General features: G+C 53.8%; 15 protein-coding genes. 7 read left to right on the forward strand and 8 right to left on the reverse strand.

Annotation, left to right across the window (positions count from 1 at the left end; all coding sequences use genetic code 11):
* Positions 1–60 precede the first annotated feature (60 nt).
* The 3 genes from HJB89_RS21820 (at position 61) to HJB89_RS21830 (ending at position 3,181) form a co-directional block, all read left to right on the forward strand.
* Entirely contained in the window at positions 61–1,317 is a 1,257-nt protein-coding gene (locus tag HJB89_RS21820) for an acetyl-CoA carboxylase biotin carboxylase subunit family protein (protein ID WP_018517510.1), read from the forward strand.
* Positions 1,318–1,544: 227 nt separating this feature from the next.
* The gene (locus tag HJB89_RS21825; protein WP_018517511.1) at positions 1,545–2,669 is read left to right on the forward strand and encodes a KamA family radical SAM protein; all 1,125 of its coding nucleotides are present in this window, start codon (positions 1,545–1,547) and stop codon (positions 2,667–2,669) included.
* Positions 2,670–2,785: 116 nt separating this feature from the next.
* On the forward strand, positions 2,786–3,181 hold the full coding sequence (locus tag HJB89_RS21830; RefSeq protein ID WP_018517512.1) for a hypothetical protein: 396 nt from the start codon (positions 2,786–2,788) through the stop codon (positions 3,179–3,181).
* A 104-nt stretch (positions 3,182–3,285) separates the two neighbouring features.
* Here the strand turns inward: HJB89_RS21830 and HJB89_RS33335 are convergent, their stop codons facing one another.
* The 3 genes from HJB89_RS33335 to HJB89_RS21840 all read right to left on the reverse strand — a co-directional run bounded on the left by HJB89_RS33335 (position 3,286) and on the right by HJB89_RS21840 (position 6,559).
* On the reverse strand, positions 3,286–3,411 hold the full coding sequence (locus tag HJB89_RS33335; protein WP_259672090.1) for a hypothetical protein: 126 nt from the start codon (positions 3,409–3,411) through the stop codon (positions 3,286–3,288).
* Between the two features lie 392 nt (positions 3,412–3,803).
* A complete protein-coding gene (locus HJB89_RS21835) occupies positions 3,804–5,264 on the reverse strand; it encodes a M81 family metallopeptidase (protein ID WP_026242429.1) in 1,461 nt (486 codons plus the stop codon).
* A 197-nt stretch (positions 5,265–5,461) separates the two neighbouring features.
* Entirely contained in the window at positions 5,462–6,559 is a 1,098-nt protein-coding gene (locus tag HJB89_RS21840) for an ABC transporter substrate-binding protein (protein ID WP_026242430.1), read from the reverse strand.
* A 524-nt stretch (positions 6,560–7,083) separates the two neighbouring features.
* Between HJB89_RS21840 and HJB89_RS21845 the strand changes: the two genes are divergently transcribed.
* Complete coding sequence (locus tag HJB89_RS21845; RefSeq protein ID WP_245517731.1) at positions 7,084–7,788, forward strand: hypothetical protein; 705 nt, start codon at positions 7,084–7,086, stop codon at positions 7,786–7,788.
* A 222-nt stretch (positions 7,789–8,010) separates the two neighbouring features.
* Here HJB89_RS21845 and HJB89_RS21850 read toward each other — a convergent pair whose 3' ends face one another.
* The 5 genes from HJB89_RS21850 to HJB89_RS21870 form a co-directional block, all read right to left on the reverse strand.
* Positions 8,011–8,979, reverse strand: coding sequence for an ornithine cyclodeaminase family protein (locus tag HJB89_RS21850; RefSeq protein WP_026242431.1), 969 nt, complete (start codon positions 8,977–8,979; stop codon positions 8,011–8,013).
* The gene (gene proC / locus HJB89_RS21855; RefSeq protein ID WP_018517520.1) at positions 8,976–9,842 is read right to left on the reverse strand and encodes a pyrroline-5-carboxylate reductase; all 867 of its coding nucleotides are present in this window, start codon (positions 9,840–9,842) and stop codon (positions 8,976–8,978) included. The genes HJB89_RS21850 and proC overlap by 4 nt, the downstream gene beginning before the upstream one ends.
* A gap of 115 nt (positions 9,843–9,957) precedes the next feature.
* Positions 9,958–11,505, reverse strand: coding sequence for an AMP-binding protein (locus tag HJB89_RS21860; protein ID WP_018517521.1), 1,548 nt, complete (start codon positions 11,503–11,505; stop codon positions 9,958–9,960).
* Positions 11,506–11,512: 7 nt separating this feature from the next.
* Positions 11,513–12,283, reverse strand: a complete 771-nt coding sequence (locus HJB89_RS21865) for an enoyl-CoA hydratase/isomerase family protein (RefSeq protein ID WP_026242432.1) — start codon at positions 12,281–12,283, stop codon at positions 11,513–11,515.
* A gap of 542 nt (positions 12,284–12,825) precedes the next feature.
* Complete coding sequence (locus HJB89_RS21870; protein WP_018517523.1) at positions 12,826–13,668, reverse strand: IclR family transcriptional regulator; 843 nt, start codon at positions 13,666–13,668, stop codon at positions 12,826–12,828.
* Positions 13,669–13,895: 227 nt separating this feature from the next.
* On the opposite strand from HJB89_RS21870, the gene HJB89_RS21875 reads away from it, so the two are divergent.
* The 3 genes from HJB89_RS21875 (at position 13,896) to HJB89_RS21885 (ending at position 18,478) form a co-directional block, all read left to right on the forward strand.
* A complete protein-coding gene (locus tag HJB89_RS21875; RefSeq protein ID WP_018517524.1) occupies positions 13,896–14,885 on the forward strand; it encodes a succinylglutamate desuccinylase/aspartoacylase family protein in 990 nt (329 codons plus the stop codon).
* Positions 14,886–15,558: 673 nt separating this feature from the next.
* The gene (locus tag HJB89_RS21880) at positions 15,559–17,394 is read left to right on the forward strand and encodes an ABC transporter permease subunit (RefSeq protein ID WP_018517525.1); all 1,836 of its coding nucleotides are present in this window, start codon (positions 15,559–15,561) and stop codon (positions 17,392–17,394) included.
* Between the two features lie 13 nt (positions 17,395–17,407).
* Complete coding sequence (locus HJB89_RS21885) at positions 17,408–18,478, forward strand: ABC transporter ATP-binding protein (protein ID WP_018517526.1); 1,071 nt, start codon at positions 17,408–17,410, stop codon at positions 18,476–18,478.
* The last annotated feature ends 381 nt before the right edge of the window (positions 18,479–18,859 follow it).

Genomic DNA, 18,859 nt, shown 5'->3' on the forward strand with positions numbered 1-18,859 from the left:
ACAATTCAGTGCGAATTTGCCCTCGGATACAGCCTCGGACGGATGGAGGGTCAACGCCCAATGCGAACAAAAGCACTCGTACTCATTGAAGGGTCGAGAAGTAATGGTCTGCTGTACGTCCAGGCCGCCCGACGTCGTGGACTTCAACCGATTACCCTGGCGGCTGATCCAACGCAGTATGACTACCTTATGGCGGAAGGCGGTAAGGCGATAATGGTCGATACTGACGATTTCGATGCGGTGAGGCGTGAGTGCCTCAATCTGGCTACGACCTATGATATTGCCGGGTTTGTCGGTTTTGCGACCCGCGGCGAGTCGGTTAACGTGACCGTCGGAAAGCTATGCCGGTGCTTCGACCGACCGGGCCCGGACCCCGTTTCGATCGAACGTTGCTGCGACAAATTTAATCAACGTCAGCTCCTGACGCAAAATGGCCTGCCAGTGCCGACCTTTCGATGGGCAGCTAGTGCAATGACTGTGGATAGGGCTGCCGCTAACATCGGGTTCCCGGTTATTGTTAAGCCCGCAGTTGGAAACGGAAGCAGCGGTGTCCGATTATGTCGCGATGCCGCTGAGTTAGCCGAACACACAACCTATCTGCTGGGAGGGGCTTTCCCCTGGCGGTCTTCGCCCACAATACTTGTCGAGGAGTTCGTAGAAGGGCCTTTTTATGACGTTGTTACAATGGGGAACGCAGTCATTGCGATTGGTTCAGGCGAATTTGGGCCCCCGCCTCATTTTGTCCCTCGTAAAAGCATGTTTCCAGCCCAGCTAACTGATGAGGAGCACGAGGGTATCACGGATGTATCGTTGAGATGCTTGCAAGCACTCGGCCTCGGCTGGGGGCCAGCAAATGTTGAACTCCGCTGGACAAAACGAGGCCCGGTCGTGATGGAAGTCAACCCACGGCTTCCGGGTTGGACCACTTCTCGGCTGGTTCAGTTGGCCTACGGTTTAGATGTCATCGAACAACACATCAGCCTTGTTATTGGGGAAAAGTGCGACCTGCATAAAAGCCGATCCCGCGCCTCGGTAGCCCATTTTTTCGTACCTGATCGGGACGGCACACTGGCTCACATCAGAGGTACCGATCTGGCGGAGATTGTACCAGGTATCGCTGAGGTTAGATTCTATGTTGACCCGGGAGTCTCTCTTGTCCGGAAAGGTGATTACCTAGACATAATCGGACATGTTATTGCCGCTTCGACCGACCCCGCTGAAGCCGAGGCGATACTTCACCGCGCGTTGAACCTAGTTGATTGGGCAGTCGCGCCATCTCCGGGTGAACAGGGTAACGGGAGGCTGCTTGGAACTTGACGGTCTTGTAACAATCTCTTCTCCGTCGAGCGACGTGACTGAAAAAAACGACTGTGGTCGCTCGACTAGACGCCGCACAAGATACACCTGAGTAGGTCCGGGTGCGCGGCAACTTTGAACTGAGGAACGAAGGAAAATGTTAGGTTTGCTCCAGACCTCACTGCGGAAGGGACCCTTCGTCCTGGATGCTCAATACCGCCAACAGAAACTCAAACCGGAGATATCATATGCTGACGACGGACGCGACGGCTTGGGATGATTGGCGTTGGCAGCTTGCAAACAGCGCCACCACATTGGAAGCGCTCAAGGACCAGCTAAGCATCACTCCCGATGAAGAAGAAGCTTTCCATAAGGTGGGTGAGCGATATTCTTTCCGGGCAACACCCTACTACCTATCGCTGATAGAAAAGGACAATCCGAACGATCCCATCCGCCTACAGGCAATTCCGAGCATCAAGGAACTCGACGACATCTTCCATATTGACCAACTATCTTCGTTCCACAAGTCCGGCGTTGATTCCGAAAATCCTCTTTGGAAGGAGGGAAAGACTGACGTCCCTTGCATCGTTCACAGGTACCCGGACCGCGTTCTCTTTTATCTTACGAACTTATGCCCCACCTTTTGCAGGCACTGTTCACGAAAGATCCGCGCGGGCCGAGAGTCGATGGTCAGTGACCAAGCGCTAATTGACAGAGGTATAGCGTACATTGCCGAGCGTCCAGAGATTCGGGACGTACTGCTAAGCGGAGGCGATCCGCTGACCGTCTCTGATAGTAAGCTAGAGTATGTACTGTCACGCCTCAGGCAAATTCCTCACGTTCAGATTATTCGCATCGGCACACGAATACCTGTGACAATGCCGCAGCGGATCACGCCCGAGTTCTGCCAGATGATCAAAAAGTATCATCCCATCTGGATCAATACGCATTTTAACCACCCCAATGAAATCACGTCTGAAGCGAAATTGGCGATCGAACGGCTGCTCGAAGCGGGAGTGCCAGTGGGTAATCAGTCGGTGCTCTTGAAAGGAATTAACGACTCTGTCGAGGTTATGAAAGAGTTGGTCCACAAACTCCTTATTGCGCGCGTGCGGCCATACTATTTATACCACGCTGACCTAGTGCGGGGCGCTGAGCACTTCCGAACTTCAATCAATGTTGGCATGCATATTATTGAAAGCCTGCGTGGGCACACGACCGGCTTTGCCGTACCGCAATACGTGATCTGCACCCCGCTCGGCAAAACACCGCTAAACCCAAACTATGTAATAGGAACTGGCCCCGGCTATATCGTCCTTCGTAACTACGAATGGAGAACCTGGAAGGACCCGGACAGGCACGAAACAACATGAGGACATGTGGCCGAATATGCTTTGAGGTAAAGTCATACACTCAAGCATGTTCTTCTCGATCTGAAGCACGGAGTGCTTCAAGACCTGGTACCTTCTAAGGTACGGCGGAGATATGTATGTTTCTAAAAGCCGACGGAACTGAAGTGTGGTTGCGGAGTTCGACCAGATTGCCATACCTGTCCCTGGTCGGTGCCATTGAAACATCAGAGGAATATGATGTAATCCGATCCAGACTGTCTCGAGCTTACGAAATGTTCCCCGGAATGGCATCCGATGACGCATTCCTGGTACTAGAAGCCGAGGGCAGTAAATTGGTCTTCTGCGCTCGGCCCGACAAAGTGTGCGCCTTGTTATTCCTGGGAAAATTCACACTCGCTGGAGACAAGCAACGAATCCATTCGCTCGAGAGCCTCGTAGAATTGGTAGCAAACTCTGTAAACGAGATCAGCTTACGGGTGGGCGCGACGATTCGTTTCGAGGTCGTGCAATCGGAACTCGCTTCACAAGCTTGAGGATTACCCATTTCGAGCTCGCTCCGACGGTTTTTGGTTGCTGCATTTGCGCGCTGACTGCGTGATGCGGTGCTGAGCCACCACTTCGGTTGCGCAGCACCGCATCACGCGGGCGGCGTGCCATAGGCGAGCGCGAAGTCGGGCACGTCAAGAAGAATGCCATCGCAGATCTCCGGTTGCAAGGCGCGTGCGAAGCGCATTTGGGATCGTTGTGAACGTGAGGTCGTCATCAGCGTAACCAAACGCGGGGAGTGTGACATTCCAACTTTGCAGAAACAGGACACTTCAACTTTGCGGTTACATCAATTTGCGGCGTAACAAACCTTATGGAACTTCGGCGGTCTCTTCATCATCAATCAGGCGCGCGTGTCGACGGCAGAAAAGGTCACTGTGCTACGACAACGGCGACCAAGTCCCGGCAATTTCCAGCGAACGCAACCCAGCTATGTTGAAAATTTTCCGAACACATTGAGAGCGTAGATACTGTAGTCGAACCCCGTGCGAGCTTTTCAAAGAACGCTATTGGGTTTCGAATACCTTGCGCGGAGCTCGGTGTTTCGTGTGTGAAGTCCTCCAATGAATATTACACGTCAAACAGTTAGAATGCCGATATCCATTCTTGTTAATACGCCGCCGATTGATCTAACGGCCAGATCGGCCGGCTGACATGGGTATAAGAATGGTCGGAGAGATTCCTGCTCATGATCCCGGGGCTGTCGGCGAGGAAGTCACGCTTTACGACTTTCGCAAAGCCAGCGCGCCAGTGGTTCGTGCACTTCAGCGCAATTATGCGGTAGCGTGTCACGTCGATACCATGAATCAGAAAGATTTCGGTGTCGATTGGCTGATGACGTTCGGAGACAACAATGACGTCGATCCCACCAATTTGCAACCTTGCAGTGCGGCCAATAATGACTTGGCTTCCCTCGCCCATCGGAGACTGGCAAAGGAACTGCCCATCGGTCAGAACCTTAACGTACGCCGTCGCAGCGATAGGATTTCCGTGCCGAACATCCGTTTTGCCACCAAGTTCAACCTCCATAGTGGCACCGACGCCCGCTGCGAGAGCCTTCGCTACGACTGAAGGGTCAAACATTGCCGCAAAACACGTATTGGTCAGGTTCGCGTCGAGCATGGCGCGTAGCAAATGTGTCCCATCGCCAGGGCAGCCGCCGCCGGGATCGTCTCCCCCATCCAACAGAGCGACTGGCCAGGCGCCAGAGCTTAGCGCCGACTCGATCGCCGTCTCCGGCGAAAGAGCGTTTGACCGAAACTTATCCCGTCTTTCCCAGACGAACCGAGCGACGCGCTGGGCAGCCTCACGAGCCTTTTGTGCATCTCCGTTCGCGATTACTAGCACCGACGGCCCAGTGTCAGCGGTATCGGTCCATACAAATCCGTGAAAGAAAGTGCATGCGATAATGTCAGGCTCTTGTTCGATGGAGCGACACAGTTCGTTAACCGTCGCCATCGGGCCATACATGGTAGTCGCGGTGACCAGCAGGATGGGAAGCTTCTCAATGTGCAGCTTCGGGGTGATGCGCCCAGAAAGCAATTCAGGGAGGATATTTATCGCATCCTGCCCTCTTTCAAACATGTCGGTATGGGGATGGAAATTTGTTCCAAAAATTGCATCAACAATTTCGGAAAGAGACGCATCGAGATTCCCGTGAAGATCAAGGGTGAGCACGATCTTGACATTTGGGCCAACGAGGTCGCGAACTTTTCGGCAAATGTCGATCTCTATATTGCCTATCGCCTTCGCAATGCCCGCACCATGGAGAGCCAGCGCCACCGCATCGACCGGGAGCGCGCGTTCGATACCGGCAAGCAGATCGCCAAGCATGTTGGCATAAGCTTCTTTCTCAATGACGCCGCCGGCTTCAGCGGATGCAAACATCGTCGGTTGAACGATTGCCCCTGCCTTCTCCGCGGCGTCTAGCATTCCGCCTATATAGGAGCGAACTCCGCTGTGAGCCTCGATAAGACTTTTCTCACGTACGATCTCAAAATCTAAAAGCTGTGCATCTTGCCTGCGAAACGTATTCGTCTCGTGAAGGATACCACCTACGGCAATTCTCATCAGTTTCTCCATTCTCCAGATGGCGAACCGCACGAACTCGGAAGAGCGGGGACCCAGCTGCGTTAGGGTCAAAAAGGTACTTCTCTAAGCGGGTTTGTCGGTGCCAGTAAATTGCCTAGGACATCGTGCTGCTTAGTAAAGGGCGAGGATCGCCTTTATAAAGCAGCTGCGGACCTATGGACCGCAGCTGCAAAGCCTCACTGTGACAGAAATGTGGTGCAGCGCTCTATGGCCACATCATAGTTGGTGCGGCCATCCGAACCCCGTTGAACCCACCAATCGTAATTCTGTACGATCTGCTGTTCCATGATTCCGGGTGCGCCAGGTATAGTTTCCGCCAGTTCCTTCGGCAAAAGCTTGAATGCATCCTTGTTGACCGGGCCGTACGGGATTGCTTCTGCAAATGCTGCCTGTGCCTCTGCCCGCGAAATGTAGGCGAGCAGCTTCGAAGCGTTTTCCTTATTGGACGCGCCCTTCAGAATGATCCAATCATCATACTGCAGCATGGACTGATCCCATGACAGTTCCAGTGGCGCACCTTGTTTTTTGGCAGTGACGATGCGGCCATTCCATGCAGCGGCCATATCAACTTCACCGCCGATAAGGCTTTGCGGCGCGTCTGCGCCCGTTGCCCACCAGCGACCAACATTGGGCTTTATTTCCTTAAGCTTCGCGAAGGCTCGATCCATATCGAGAGGATAAAGCTTGTCTTTTGGGACGCCATCACCGATCAGTGCCCCTTCGAGGAGCGCGCCATACAGCATCAGGTCGCAATTTGGGAGGCTTCGCTTTCCTGGAAATGCCTTCACGTCGTAGAAGTCCGTCCAATTCTTCGGATGCTCATTGGGAAATTTGGCTGTGTTGTATGCGACCACAACTGAGTAATAGAAAGAGCCGAGGCCGTATTCACCCTTCATGAATTCCGGAAGCCCTGCGAGAGTTTCCTTGGCAAAAAAGGTGTAGTCGATCTTTTCCAGAGCATCGTTGTCAACCCATGTTGGTACCTCACCGCCATTGATATTGCTGATATCGGCCTCTGGTTGGCCGAGTTTTGCCGAGGCAAGCAGTTTAGCGCTTGAAGGGATGGTAATCACTTTGATGCCGGTATCGCGCTCAAACGGTTCGAACCAAGCCTTTTTTTGCGCTTCTTCAAAAGCGCCGCCGGCGGTGGCAACGACCACCTCCCCAGTTCCCTTAAGATTTTCCGGGATCTCCTCCGCGCGAGTTGCGGTCGGTAGTCCGGAAAGCAATATCGCCGCACAGACCGCGAGAGCGCTTGCTATTCTGTTGCTCATCCTCTGTTCCCCTTTTTTGTGCAAAGCTCGAACTGGATTCCGACGTCATAAAGACTCGAGCGCATCTCCAGACATGCCTAGCGACTGCATCATGCACATAATATCGCATAGCAATACGCCATATTGTATAATTTAATTTATTTTCGTCAAGGAAAATGTTTCCGGCGAGGGGTGGAGGGTGGTAGGAACGGGTTGATCGCTGCTTCAGTGCGCCCGGCACCATACGCATCTTGAACCAAATTACGCGTTGAAGCCGACGTGATACCGAGTTGACGCCCGGCAGCGATGAGGCAGGGCTGCCTGCAATCAAACCAACCACAGTTTTCGGAACTGAACGCTTTGAACGGTGCAAGATCTTGTACCCATGGGGAATTTCCGAGTTTGGGCACCCCAATCACACCTCGTGCCCGAAGACCTTTGCGCAATCCTTGCTTTCCAAAATGAAATTGCAATATTGCACATTGCATAATAATTCACGCGGACGACACTACTGGATTGTGACAGTTTCCAGAGGAGGAAATAGAATGATCAGCAATGGAATGATTGGACGCCCGCTGGGCGTTCTGACGACCGAGGGCGACTCCGTGTTGCCGCGCGGCTATGTCGCTAACCCTGAGACATTCGATTTTCCGATCATCACGGAAAAAGTCGAAGGGGCCCATATGGATCGGCTCTGGGCCCGCGATTCTTCGATTGAGCCCGCCCTTATCGTCGCTGCCGAACGTCTGGTAAAAAGGGGTGCTGCCGCAGTTGCTTCAGATTGTGGCCTTTTTTCTTGGCATCAGCCTGCGGTGGCAGCAGCGGTGGACGTTCCGGTGATTTTATCGAGTCTGCTTTTGTTGCCTCTCTTGCTGCGTCAGGCGAGCCGTGCGGCGAAAATTGGACTATTGAGTGTCTCCTTGCCGTCCCCCTACGATGACGCAGCCCTCGGCATTGAGAATTCGGCTGATCGGAGCAGGGTAGTTTTCGGCGGTTGCGAAGGTGCGTATGAGCAGAGCGTGAAGACGCGCAATCCAGCGGAGGTGACTATCTCTGAAAAGATGGCGGGCCTTGAGGCAGATGTGATTGCGGGTGCAACACGCTTGCGAGCGTCTCACCCAGACATTGCAAACATTCTACTGACCTGCACCGCTTTCCCTTGCGTTGCTCCGGCACTGCGAAAGAAAATTGGCTTACCAGTCTACGGCATTACGGATCTCTGTCGTTTAACGATGGGCGCACTCCACTAAAGCTGCCCTGTTCAGCAAATCTAAGGATATGTCACCGTATGTTCTCGGCACACTGGTTTGCAGTGTGCGTGATCGGCCGATCGCCTGCATACGAAGCTGTACTTGCAGCGCAGCCGGGGCGGAGCCGGGAGGAGGTTGAGGGTGTGTGACGCCAAAATTCAGACTTGGCGTTCATCTAAGTTGGAAAACGATCACATTGGAGCAACCCGGAACTGGATCCTATTAGCGGCGCAATTTTGTCCCGACATTTTCCCGCCGAGCCCTAATGTAGAGTTCACCCGCCACAGCAAGATCCGCCAACGCAAAACCAGGATAGATGAATAGGATACGATCCAATCCGCTTGTGCGGCCCCTCGAAACGCCGCTTGCGAGATCAGCCAAGTCCGCATTAAATGGACCAGAATAAGCTAGCTTTGATCGGCTATCAGGATCCTCGGCTTGCACCTTGTCATCGACGATGAACGAGCTAAATGCTCCAAAACTATCAGGCAACCACGATCGCCCCATATCGATTGCGATAGCCAGGCTACCCGCCGTCAGCTTCCGAGCATCGAGGAACGGCTCCATACCTGCGACACTCGGAACGGTGGAGACAACGATGTCGCATCGAAGGACATCATCCGGGCTGGTGGTGGTTCGACCGTTGGCGCCGTCTGCGTCGGCGTGCGCAGCGAGTGATACCGCAGACTCGATACGGCGGTCGAAGCATACGATGTCAGCTAAGCCCGGAAGCACGTCTCGCAGCGCCGTCAGATGGCCGTATGCCTGTGCCCCGCATCCTACGAAGCCTAGCGAAGTGCTAGTCGGTGATGCGAGGTACTCAGACGCTAGTGCCGACATGGCTGCGGTCCTCATGACTGTGAGGCGGTTACCGTCCACAACGGCGAGCGGCAGTCCGGTTTCACCATCGCCGAGGATGATCAGGCCATTAACATTTGGCAGTCCTCGCTGAGAGTTCGTTCCTACGACACTCACCCACTTTACAGCCGCCAAGGGAGGTTCGTTGCAAACCGCGGCCATCGTCTGAAAATATCGATCTGGTGCGGCTCTCACAGTCTGCTTGGAAGGGATCCGCAGTTCACTTGAACTATAGGCTTCAAATGCCTTTCGAAGCACCGCCCGCAGTTCAGATGGCGATATGTTCAATTGATCTATGTCTGATGCATTCAGGTATAAAATGTCTTCTGTCATTTGGTCCCCTGGCCGCTTGACGTTAATCCAAGTTCCTCTGCTCCACCAAGTTCCAATGATCGTTGAAAAGCTGCCTTAGTGGTGCGCAGTATGAGTGCAGAAAGTGCGCTTTCTGTCGCAAGGACCGACATAGCCGCTGCGGTGGTTCCATTCGGGCTTGTGACTTGTCGTCGAAGCTCCGCTGGGTGGTCATTGGATGCAAAAGCTAGCGCCGCCGCACCGTGAACAGTCTCTTTGGCCAATTTGCTCGCTACTTCCGCCGGCAGACCTAGTTCACGAGCCGCATCACCCAGGCACTCGATGAGGTAGAAGATGTACGCCGGCCCTGAGCCGCTTATTGCTGTGGCCGCGTCTATAAGGTCTTCTCGTGTGACTTGATGAACCGCACCACCGGCTTTGAACAACGATAAGACGTTCTCAAGCTCGCCGTCTTCTACAGCGCTATCGGTAAAAATAATCGTTGAGCCTTTTCCTATAGCGGTCGGGGTGTTCGGCATCGCACGCACGATACGTGGAGATTCAAGCAATAGTTTCAACTTCCCAGCGGGAACGCCCGCCGCGATGCTCACGAAAACGGTGCCATCTGAAAAGCGCTGATAGGGAGGCAGCTCATTTTGGAGGGCTTGAGGCTTAAGTGCGAAGACGATGATTCCTGCTTTTGCTGGTAGCGTCTCACAGGTCTCATGGGTATTCACGCCGAGCGCCACGGCTCTCTCCCGCAGAACTCTGACTGGCTCGACGACGTGGACAGCGGCGGGATCGACAGTAGACGTGTCGATCCATCCCCGTAGCAGTGCATAGCCCATATTGCCGCAACCGACGAGGATCAAGGGTTCATCTAGTTTGATTGATGTGCGGTTCATTTCACCATCCCGTCCCGTTCTGCGTTGCCGCTGCGCTGTACTCCGTACGCTTCAACAAGGTAGCCAATCTAAATTTGCGTTCAGCGCGGTGGGCCTGCATACCTGTGACCCCAGCCTAAGCCCGAGCTTGCTCTTTTGCTGCCAGCCGATCCCAGCAATCGTTTAGATCTTTGGGAAGCAAATGCTTCATGATCCTCTGACTTGGCGTGCGCTCAAATTCCTTCACCACTGTGATGTAGCGAGGGTTCTGGTAGGAGGCGAGGCGGTCAGAAAGCCAGTGAGATAGATGCTCAGGCTCGATAACTTTTCCGGTCTTCGCTTTCACGAACAATTTGATGTCCTGCTCACCCACATCGGCAGCTACTCCGATCATCGCGCAGTCTTCAACGGCCGGATGAGTACCAACGACACGCTCCACTTCCCAAGCAGAGACATTCTCTCCCTTACACCGGACGCTGTCTGTCAACCGGCCATGGAACCACAGGTTTCCGTCTCCGTCTAAAGTGCCTGCGTCTCCAGTGTGAAGCGCCCCGTTTACGAGCGCTTTTCCCGTTGCTTCCTGGTTGCGGAGATAACCCTTGAAAAGAGCACCAGCGAGCGAGGATCTGACGACGATCTCTCCTCGATTTCCGCTCGCAACGGGGTTGCCCACCTCATCCTCGATCGAAACAGAAAACCAAGGCGTCGGCTTTCCGACGGAGCCAACGACACCTTTGGTGTTGCAGGTCGTAATGCTCGCTGCTTCGGTCATCCCATAGCATTCCCGGATCTCAACGCCGAAGCGATCACGGAATTCCGGCCAAACGTCTTTCGGGCACCCGCCTCCCCACGCGATCCGAACCGAATGTTCACGATCAAGCAGGCTCCCCGGCTGCTTCAGCAAAATCTGAAGAATGCCACCGAGATAATGGATATGAGTTGCGCATGAGTTCCTAACTTGATCCCAGAAGCGGCTCGCGCTGAAGCGGTCGACCATGGCCAACGTCACATCTTCGATGATCGGCAGAACCAAAAGCTGGGCCCCGCCAATATGGAAGAGTGGCTCCCAGACAAAAAACACGTCTGCTGGACCCATTGAGGTTAGGGTCCGTATCGCTTCCCCCGCGAGCCGCAGCATCCCGTGGGTAACCAGCACACCCTTCGGCCGACCAGTTGTTCCCGACGTATACATGATCGCAAACAAATCGTGCGCATCTGGAACAGCATCAACAAAATTGCTTTCGCCGAGCAGGATTGCCTCCGGTACCGAATGATCTTGATCGCCGCCGACCAACATGATGTTTTCGGAGCGTAGTTGAGCACCGCACCCTGAGATCGTTGATCGGAAATCAGGGTCACATAAGATGAGCTTGGGTTCGCTATGCTCGAGCATGTAGCGAAGCCCGTCGCCCTTTTGCTGCGCATTGATCGGCACCCAAACGGCTCCAGCCTTTGCAATGCCGAAAAGGACAGGAAGCGATAGACGGGAGTTCCGCATCATTACTGCGACACGGTCGCCTGGTTGCACGCCTTTGCGTCGCAGTGTCGAGGCGAACGCGCTTGATTCCATTTTCAGCGTAGCAAAAGTGATCGGCTGACCGTTGAAAATCGCAAAAACCTGATCAGGGCTTCGGTCGGCTTTTGCATTGAAGTCGGCAATGAAGCCCTTGAGATTGTCCATCATGAAAAAGTCACGCCTTTCGAGATGCCCGTTCCGCCAAAAATTTCTCCATCATTTGAGCTGTTTCACCCGACGCGTAGGCTTCCCGGTGGATCCGGACTGCCGCATCCAGGCACTGGCGGAACCCAAGCTCGGTCATTTCGCGCAGCCATTGCTTATCGAGGCGCATGGCGACTGGAGGCTTGGCGCCAAGCTCAAGGGCGAGTGAAAGCGAAGCTGTCAGGACGTCTGCCTGCGGAACAATCTTGTTGATGATCCCGATGGAGTGACATTCGTCGGCACCCATCAGTCGGCCGCTAAGCGTCAGATCGGTTGTTCGAGCCAATCCAAGCATCTCGCGCATGATCCACGGCCCGGTTACGCTGGCGATCCCGGAATTGATCTCAGGCTGACCCATGCGTACTCCGGCATGACTGATGCGAAAGTCGCATAGCAGCGCAACCTGAAACGCGGAGCCGGCGGCCACACCATTCAAAGCCGCAACGAGAGGTTTGGAGAGCGAGCGAATTGCCCCGTACAGCCGCTCCCACTCAGCGATCCATTCGGAGCCTGTCTCTCCGTCGAAGGACTTGGCTTCGTTGAGGTCCTGGCCGGCACAGAATGCCCGGTCCCCTGCCCCGGTCAGTACAATCGCACGGACTGTGCTGTCCTCCTCGAGATCGACGAGCGCTTCAACAAACTGGCTCCGCATTGGCTTGTGCCAGGCGTTCAGAATTTCGGGCCGATTCAGTGTGACCACTGCGACCTCGTCTCTTCTTTCAACGATTATGTAGCGATCCATGATCCACCATTCATTGGAATGCAATATTATATATCGCATAATGTGACGAACCTGTTCGTGAAGTCAAGCGTGTTTAAGCAGGTCGCTGGAATGTGACCCGGTCATTCCTCGCGTTTCAGCGACCGGGAAACGAGAGACGGCAACGATCATCCGGTGCATAGGTCGCTTGGAATCGATATAAGAAAGGATTTTGCGGGAGCGGGAGCGCGGTTACGCCAACCCGACACGTATGGTGCTGGCTGGCGGTAGGCGCGAATTTCCCGGAGGTGGGTAGATGGCAGGCACAAATTCTCAGTGTTTGAACGTCGTCGAGGATTGGCCCTGCGGTCACTTGCGAATTCGATCGCCAATCCGCTAGTTCTATCGGTCAAACCGTCTATTGTCGCAAACGTTATCCAATACGTCCTCAAAAAACCGATAACAGTATGGACGTAGAAGCCTTCTGGAACGACGCCTGAGATATGCTCCTCCGGCAGAAGATTCCGAGCATGACAACTTGCCGGAAAGTGTGCTCGCGCCACGCCCTCCTCAGGGTGGCGGCTTCAGGCTCGCCGGTACTGCGACGCTACCTTGGACATCTGTCTAGCAATCTCGACGGTAATCGGACTGAGTTCAGCTTCGACTCGTTCAATGGTCCAGTTAGCGGTGGAAACTGCGATGTTAACCGCTGCGACCACTCTGTTATCATACCCGAAAATCGGTGCAGCGATTGAAATGTCGCCGAGTATTGCCTCTTGGTTTGCGATGGCAAACCCCTTCTTGCGCACATTATCCAGCTCATCGAGCAACTTCGGGCGGTCTTGGATCGTAAAGGGAGTTAGAGCGTCGAAGGAAGGTGCTTTGAGGATCTCGCTTGCTACGCTCGGGTCCAAGTTTGCGAGGATCGCACGACCTGGCGCGGTCGCAAAAGCAGGAAGACGCGTCCCAATCGTGACATATGAACTCATCACGCTTCTACTCGGCACACGTGAGATGAACACGATGTCAGAACCATCGAGTTCCGTCAGATTGGCCGTCTCCTGTGAACGCTTGTTCGCCTCAAGCAAATAAGGAAATGTCGCTTCCACGATCGGATTGCTTCGCAAATACGCGTTGCCAATGTCCATGGCTCTGACAGAAAGTGAATACTGCCGAGTAGTTTCACTATGGGTCAGATACCGGAGCGCCCGCAAAGTGTAGAGCACGCGCTGGGTCGCACTTTTGTTCAAGCCGGAAGCCTCGGAGACTTCAGCCAATGTCATTGGGCGCGGATTTGAGCAAAACGTGTCTAGTACGAGCATCCCCTTTTCGATGGTGCCAAGATAAAGACGCTCGTCCACGTTGGTCTTTTCGAACGAAGCAGGTGGATTGACTCCGCTCTTGCCCTTACCGCCGCGATCAAGCATCGTGCCTCTCAAACTAAAAATGGAATGCGGTAGTGCATATTGCTATTCAATGCGCGTGTAAAGGCTGAAGCCCCGCGCTGATCCTCGGCATAGTCGTCACTGTGAACGGGAGCCATGCAGCTTCCCTTGACATCGGCAATCTACAATATATGATATTATTATGCAATAAAATTGAGGGGCGAACATGGCCTATGGCGGCGGTTCCGAAAATCACGTTGAGATCATAAATGAAGATAACCGCTCAAGAGAATAGCTGCAGATACGGTGAAGAAGGCGTATTCCGAGGAACATTCCGCTTCGACAACGAGGTCTTGGGGGATTATACTTGGCCGTTATGCGAAATCCGAGGAACGCAACCTGGCCCCCGGCTTTGTGTGTCTGCCGGAGTGCATGTCAATGAAGTATCTAGCATCGAGGCGTCCATACGGCTTCAGAGGCTTTTCGAGCCCGAAAAGATGAAGGGGTCAGTGTCAATTGTACCCGTCATCAATCAGCCAGCCATCCACAAATATAGCGAGTACGTGTGCCCCGTCGACGGCAAGAACATCAACCATACGTTCCCCGGTCGAACCGACGGGACCTTTTCCGAAGTCCTCTGCGACGCCGTCCTCAACGAGTGGGTCAAGGGCGCAGACTGCTACATCGACATGCATGGAGGGGATCTGAAAGAGAAGGTATCCTGGTTCACCATTTTCCAGCGCACGGGTGATGATGAATTCGACGCCGCGGCATGCAACGTTGCAATGTGCTTCAACAGTGAGATCGTGCTTGCCCTTGGCCCGGAATATATGAAGAAACCGGGTCGACCTCCGACAGCGTGCGCTTTGCGCAAGCAGATCGCCATAATGACCGAGGCCGGGTCGAATGGTCTTTTGAGCGAGGCCGATATTTCCTTTCATGTCGAGGGAGTATTGAACGTAGCCCGGTTGCTCGGAATTATAGATTCCCAACCGTCATCGGCCACCAATGGACGCTCATTATGCGACAGCTACATCTGGGTTGAATGTCCGAGCGATGGGGATTTTCATGCAGAAGTCGAGCCGGGATCCATCGTGAGGCAAGGGCAGCGTCTCGGCTCAGTGCGCGACGTATTTGGAGATGTCCTGGACGAGGTGTTTGCTCCGGCGACGGGATTCGTCCTTTGGCGTATTACTCACCCTTCCATCCGCAAAGGTGAAGCTCTGTTGACCATTGTTGAAGAGGCGCACGCAAAATAGTGTTCCGCAAGATTGGCTATATCTATGGCCAGTCCCAATACGCTTAGCCTCCCCACGACGATCCTCAACACCCAGTTTGCTAGTCTAGCGGCAGGATTGGGTCCGTGTGGCTGCCGATACCGGAATTCTTAAAAAAAGATGGCGAAAGAGCCGCAAATGGTTGCAAACGCGTCCGGGCGTAGAGCCGCAAAACGCCTTCATCCTCACACCATCGTCCTGCCGCATCGATCCAGAAGGCCCGAGCCCATCGCGAAATAGTTGGGCGCAAGGGTGAGGATCTTTGATTTAAGCGATTGCCTCCGACAATCTACCAAAGACGGCGGAACCAAAAACGCATTGACGTTCCCGCTTTTCCAATATATGATATTGTATAACAATATACGCGGCTTAGGACGTGACGAACGTTTTGGCCAAACCGCAAAGAAACGGGAACAGGAATGAAGCTGGTGTTTGGGACATCGCGACCTGCGTGGAAGCCCTCCAACTTCTGAAGATTTCTTGAATTAGATGCCGTCAGAAGAAAAGGCTTATGAGGCCAACGCGTAATAGTGGTCCTTCCAAGCCGTTTTCTGCTCGTTGGGGCTGGCCGCAGTCGGGAAACCTATTGCGGGTGAAAAATGCCCCGAGCGGGAATTATTAGCGCTGCATTCGGAGCAGCGACGGAGTGAAAGTTATGAATGTAGTACAGGAAAGCGCGAGCGGCACGGGTATAAAGCGCCTGGCAAAGAGGCTAACCGTCATGAACTCCCTGTTAGAAAATCGCTGGATTAGAGGAGCTCTGGTTTCGGGTCCGCTCCTCATCCTCCTGATCGGCTTTCTTGCGATTCCGCTGTCCTATATCGTTTGGGGCAGTTTCGAAGGAGCGAAATTCAACTTCAGTCACTACGCTCGCGTTTTTTCGAGCGAGACGAACTTGAACATACTGTTTTATACCCTTCGGATCGGGTTGATCGTGACAGTCGTATCCCTCGCTGCCGGATACCCGGTCGCTTATCTACTGACCAAGCTTAAGTCACGTTCATTGTCCACCGTCAGTATTTTCCTGCTGATTCCGCTTTTCACTGCTTTCCTAATTAGAACCTACGCCTGGATGATCATACTTGGTCGCGAAGGTATCATAAACAACGCGCTGATTTGGGCGGGTTTAATCAATGAACCCTTGACCCTGCTCAACACCACTTTTGCTGTGGTCGTTGGTATGGCCCATGTCTTCATCCCGACCGCCATTTTCACAATGTATTCGTCAATGGTGCGCATTGACCATGATGTTGCCAGAGCCGCCCAGATACTGGGGGCAAAGCCGGTACAGGCATTCCTGCGCGTTTATTTCCCACTGACATTACCGGGTATCTTTTCTGCAGGTGTCCTGATCTTCATTTCCGCCATCGGATTCTACATCACCCCTGCCCTGTTGGGCGGCCCGAGTGACACAATGATCTCACAACTGATTGTCGCGCAGATGACAACGCTGTTGAACTTCGAACTCGGATATGCTTCGTCCATCGTGCTGCTCATGGTGACAATCGCCATTCTCTTCGTTGCGAGCCTGTTTATCCCGCTGGAAATGATATGGTCATCGTCAACAGTCACCCTCACCGATGAAGAACCACGCGCTGCGGCACGGCTGCTCAAGAAAGTGAAACGATCGATCGGTCCTCTTCTCTACACTGTCGAGGCATCGGTGCATTTTCTCACAAAACCCATCCTCACCCGTAATTCCCGTTGGTTGTGGGTATACACGATCCTCATACTCTTTTTCTTGACGGCGCCGTTGATTGTCGTCGTGGTGCTGTCTTTCAGTTCGTCTTCATTCGTCGTCTTTCCGCCCCCAGGATTTTCGCTGCGTTGGTGGGAAAAGCTGGCGAGTGCTACAGAATGGCACCAGTCGTTCTTCTTTTCGGTTCAATTGGGTATCGCTGCCGCCTGCGTTGCGACGATCATAGGCACGATGGGCGCGTTTTGGCTGGTGCGGACAAAGTTTCTATTCAAGAAAGCGCTATTCCTGTTTGCGCTTTCCCCCTTGATGGTGCCAGTGGTCATTATCGCAACCTCGCTATACGTCTTCGAAGCAAAGCTACACATACTCGGCACCTTCGGCGGGCTGGTTATGGGGCACGTCCTGCTCGCCGTGCCCTACGTCATCGTGGTCATGGCTGCGGCGCTGAGAAATTTTGACCAGTCCCTAGAGCCAGCAGCTGCAGTGCACGGAGCTCGTCCATTACAAACACTTCGACTTGTCACGCTACCCATTCTCAAACCTGCTCTCCTTACGGCGGGACTGTTGGCTTTCCTGACATCCTTCGACGAACTCCTTGTCGGCATTTTTCTGCTGGGACGGCAAACACCAACGTTGCCCATCAAGTTCTGGGGCGACATTGCCTACCAGGTTGATCCGTTGCTGAGCACGGCCTCGACCTTGATTGTTGTTCTTGTGACGGGATCAATCATTGCAGTGCAGTTCATCCGGGAGCGTCATAACACGCGCACCTCTAACAATATTGCCGAATGACCGGAGGCGAAAAATGTCTACAAGCCTTGAAATGAAAAACATCCAAAAGTTCTACGGCCCGCTTCAGGTTGTGAAGGACTTCAATCTTCAAGTCCAGCCAGGCGAGTTTGTGACCTTTCTCGGACCATCAGGTTCTGGGAAGACAACGGCATTGAAGATGATAGCAGGGTTCGAAACGCCGACGTCAGGAGACATTTTTCTGGGAAGCCGTTCCATCGTGGATCTTCCCGCCTATGAGCGCGGCATCGGGATGGTGTTTCAAAACTATGCGCTGTTTCCTCACATGACGGTCGCGGAGAATGTCGCGTTTCCCCTCACAGTTCGCAGGTCCACACGAGCGGAAATTGAGAGCAGCGTGGCGCGCGCTTTGCGACTGGTCAAGATGGAACAGTATAGCGGCCGCTATCCCAACCAACTTTCCGGTGGCCAGCAGCAGCGCATCGCACTGGCACGAGCCATCGCATTCAATCCAAGCATTCTGCTAATGGACGAGCCTCTCGGCGCGCTTGATCGTAATCTCCGGGAGCACATGAAGATTGAGATCATGCGTATTCAGAAGGAACTGAATATGACGGTTGTCTTCGTGACCCATGACCAGGATGAAGCGCTGACCATGTCGGATCGGATCGCAGTTATCAACGAAGGCCGACTCGTTCAGGTGGACGATAGCAAGACGCTCTACGGCAGGCCGAGAAACCGGTTCGTCGCATCATTCGTCGGCGAATCCAACATGATTCCATGTCGCGTCGACGTGATCGAAAACGGAGCAGGCAGGGTTACCCTGGCAGGCAACACACCAGGGGCGGCGCAGTTGTCTGGGCAGATTGACGGCGATCACGGCTGGATGTTTGTTCGTCCGGAACACGTCGAGATCGACTTTCGTTCGGTGGGAGCGGATTTGCCCAACGCGCTCGACGGCGTGGTCGAAAACGCATTGTTCCTCGGCGAAATGACGCGGTACCTGGTCCGCTGTGGTGATGAGACCATTACCGTGAAGCGGCAGAACCGGGGGCAGGCTCACTTTGCCGGCGGAACACCGGTGACGGTTTCGTGGAAAGCAGAAGATTGCAAGGTCTTGGACTAGCCATACATTGTGCGAAATCGTTTCAATCGCACTATATGGGCGACGACGAATTCATCGCTTTGGCAATGCCCCACCGAAGTCGCTTCCCCGGTGAGCGTATTTGGCTCTATTGATTTGAACCGCCCCCACTTTCGACCGAACACTCAGCATACGCAGGAAGGCTCAAGCACAGGATCAGGATTAGATTGCGCAGACTCCCGCCTAGGATTTCAATCATCTTCGTAACAAAACACGGCAAATCCAGGCGAATTCGGGTCGGATTGCCGTGTGTTGATTTGGCGGAGGTACGTTCTCTCCCAGAGGACAGAATTTTAGCCACGCCATCGCGCAATTTTGAGCATGTATGCTCAAATAAGGCTGCGACGTTGCCCAACGCTTGTG

This window comes from Rhizobium sp. NZLR8, assembly GCF_019685025.1.
Taxonomy (GTDB): Bacteria; Pseudomonadota; Alphaproteobacteria; order Rhizobiales; family Rhizobiaceae; genus Rhizobium.

Bases quoted from the DNA above. Each gene is read 5' to 3' on its own strand.
- HJB89_RS21820 (WP_018517510.1), top strand. From the start codon at position 61: ATGCGAACAAAAGCACTCGTACTCATTGAAGGGTCGAGAAGTAATGGT.
- HJB89_RS21825 (WP_018517511.1), top strand. From the start codon at position 1,545: ATGCTGACGACGGACGCGACGGCTTGGGATGATTGGCGTTGGCAGCTT.
- HJB89_RS21830 (WP_018517512.1), top strand. From the start codon at position 2,786: ATGTTTCTAAAAGCCGACGGAACTGAAGTGTGGTTGCGGAGTTCGACC.
- HJB89_RS33335 (WP_259672090.1), bottom strand. From the start codon at position 3,411: ATGACGACCTCACGTTCACAACGATCCCAAATGCGCTTCGCACGCGCC.
- HJB89_RS21835 (WP_026242429.1), bottom strand. From the start codon at position 5,264: ATGAGAATTGCCGTAGGTGGTATCCTTCACGAGACGAATACGTTTCGC.
- HJB89_RS21840 (WP_026242430.1), bottom strand. From the start codon at position 6,559: ATGAGCAACAGAATAGCAAGCGCTCTCGCGGTCTGTGCGGCGATATTG.
- HJB89_RS21845 (WP_245517731.1), top strand. From the start codon at position 7,084: ATGATCAGCAATGGAATGATTGGACGCCCGCTGGGCGTTCTGACGACC.
- HJB89_RS21850 (WP_026242431.1), bottom strand. From the start codon at position 8,979: ATGACAGAAGACATTTTATACCTGAATGCATCAGACATAGATCAATTG.
- proC (WP_018517520.1), bottom strand. From the start codon at position 9,842: ATGAACCGCACATCAATCAAACTAGATGAACCCTTGATCCTCGTCGGT.
- HJB89_RS21860 (WP_018517521.1), bottom strand. From the start codon at position 11,505: ATGATGGACAATCTCAAGGGCTTCATTGCCGACTTCAATGCAAAAGCC.
- HJB89_RS21865 (WP_026242432.1), bottom strand. From the start codon at position 12,283: ATGGATCGCTACATAATCGTTGAAAGAAGAGACGAGGTCGCAGTGGTC.
- HJB89_RS21870 (WP_018517523.1), bottom strand. From the start codon at position 13,668: ATGCTTGATCGCGGCGGTAAGGGCAAGAGCGGAGTCAATCCACCTGCT.
- HJB89_RS21875 (WP_018517524.1), top strand. From the start codon at position 13,896: ATGAAGATAACCGCTCAAGAGAATAGCTGCAGATACGGTGAAGAAGGC.
- HJB89_RS21880 (WP_018517525.1), top strand. From the start codon at position 15,559: ATGAATGTAGTACAGGAAAGCGCGAGCGGCACGGGTATAAAGCGCCTG.
- HJB89_RS21885 (WP_018517526.1), top strand. From the start codon at position 17,408: ATGTCTACAAGCCTTGAAATGAAAAACATCCAAAAGTTCTACGGCCCG.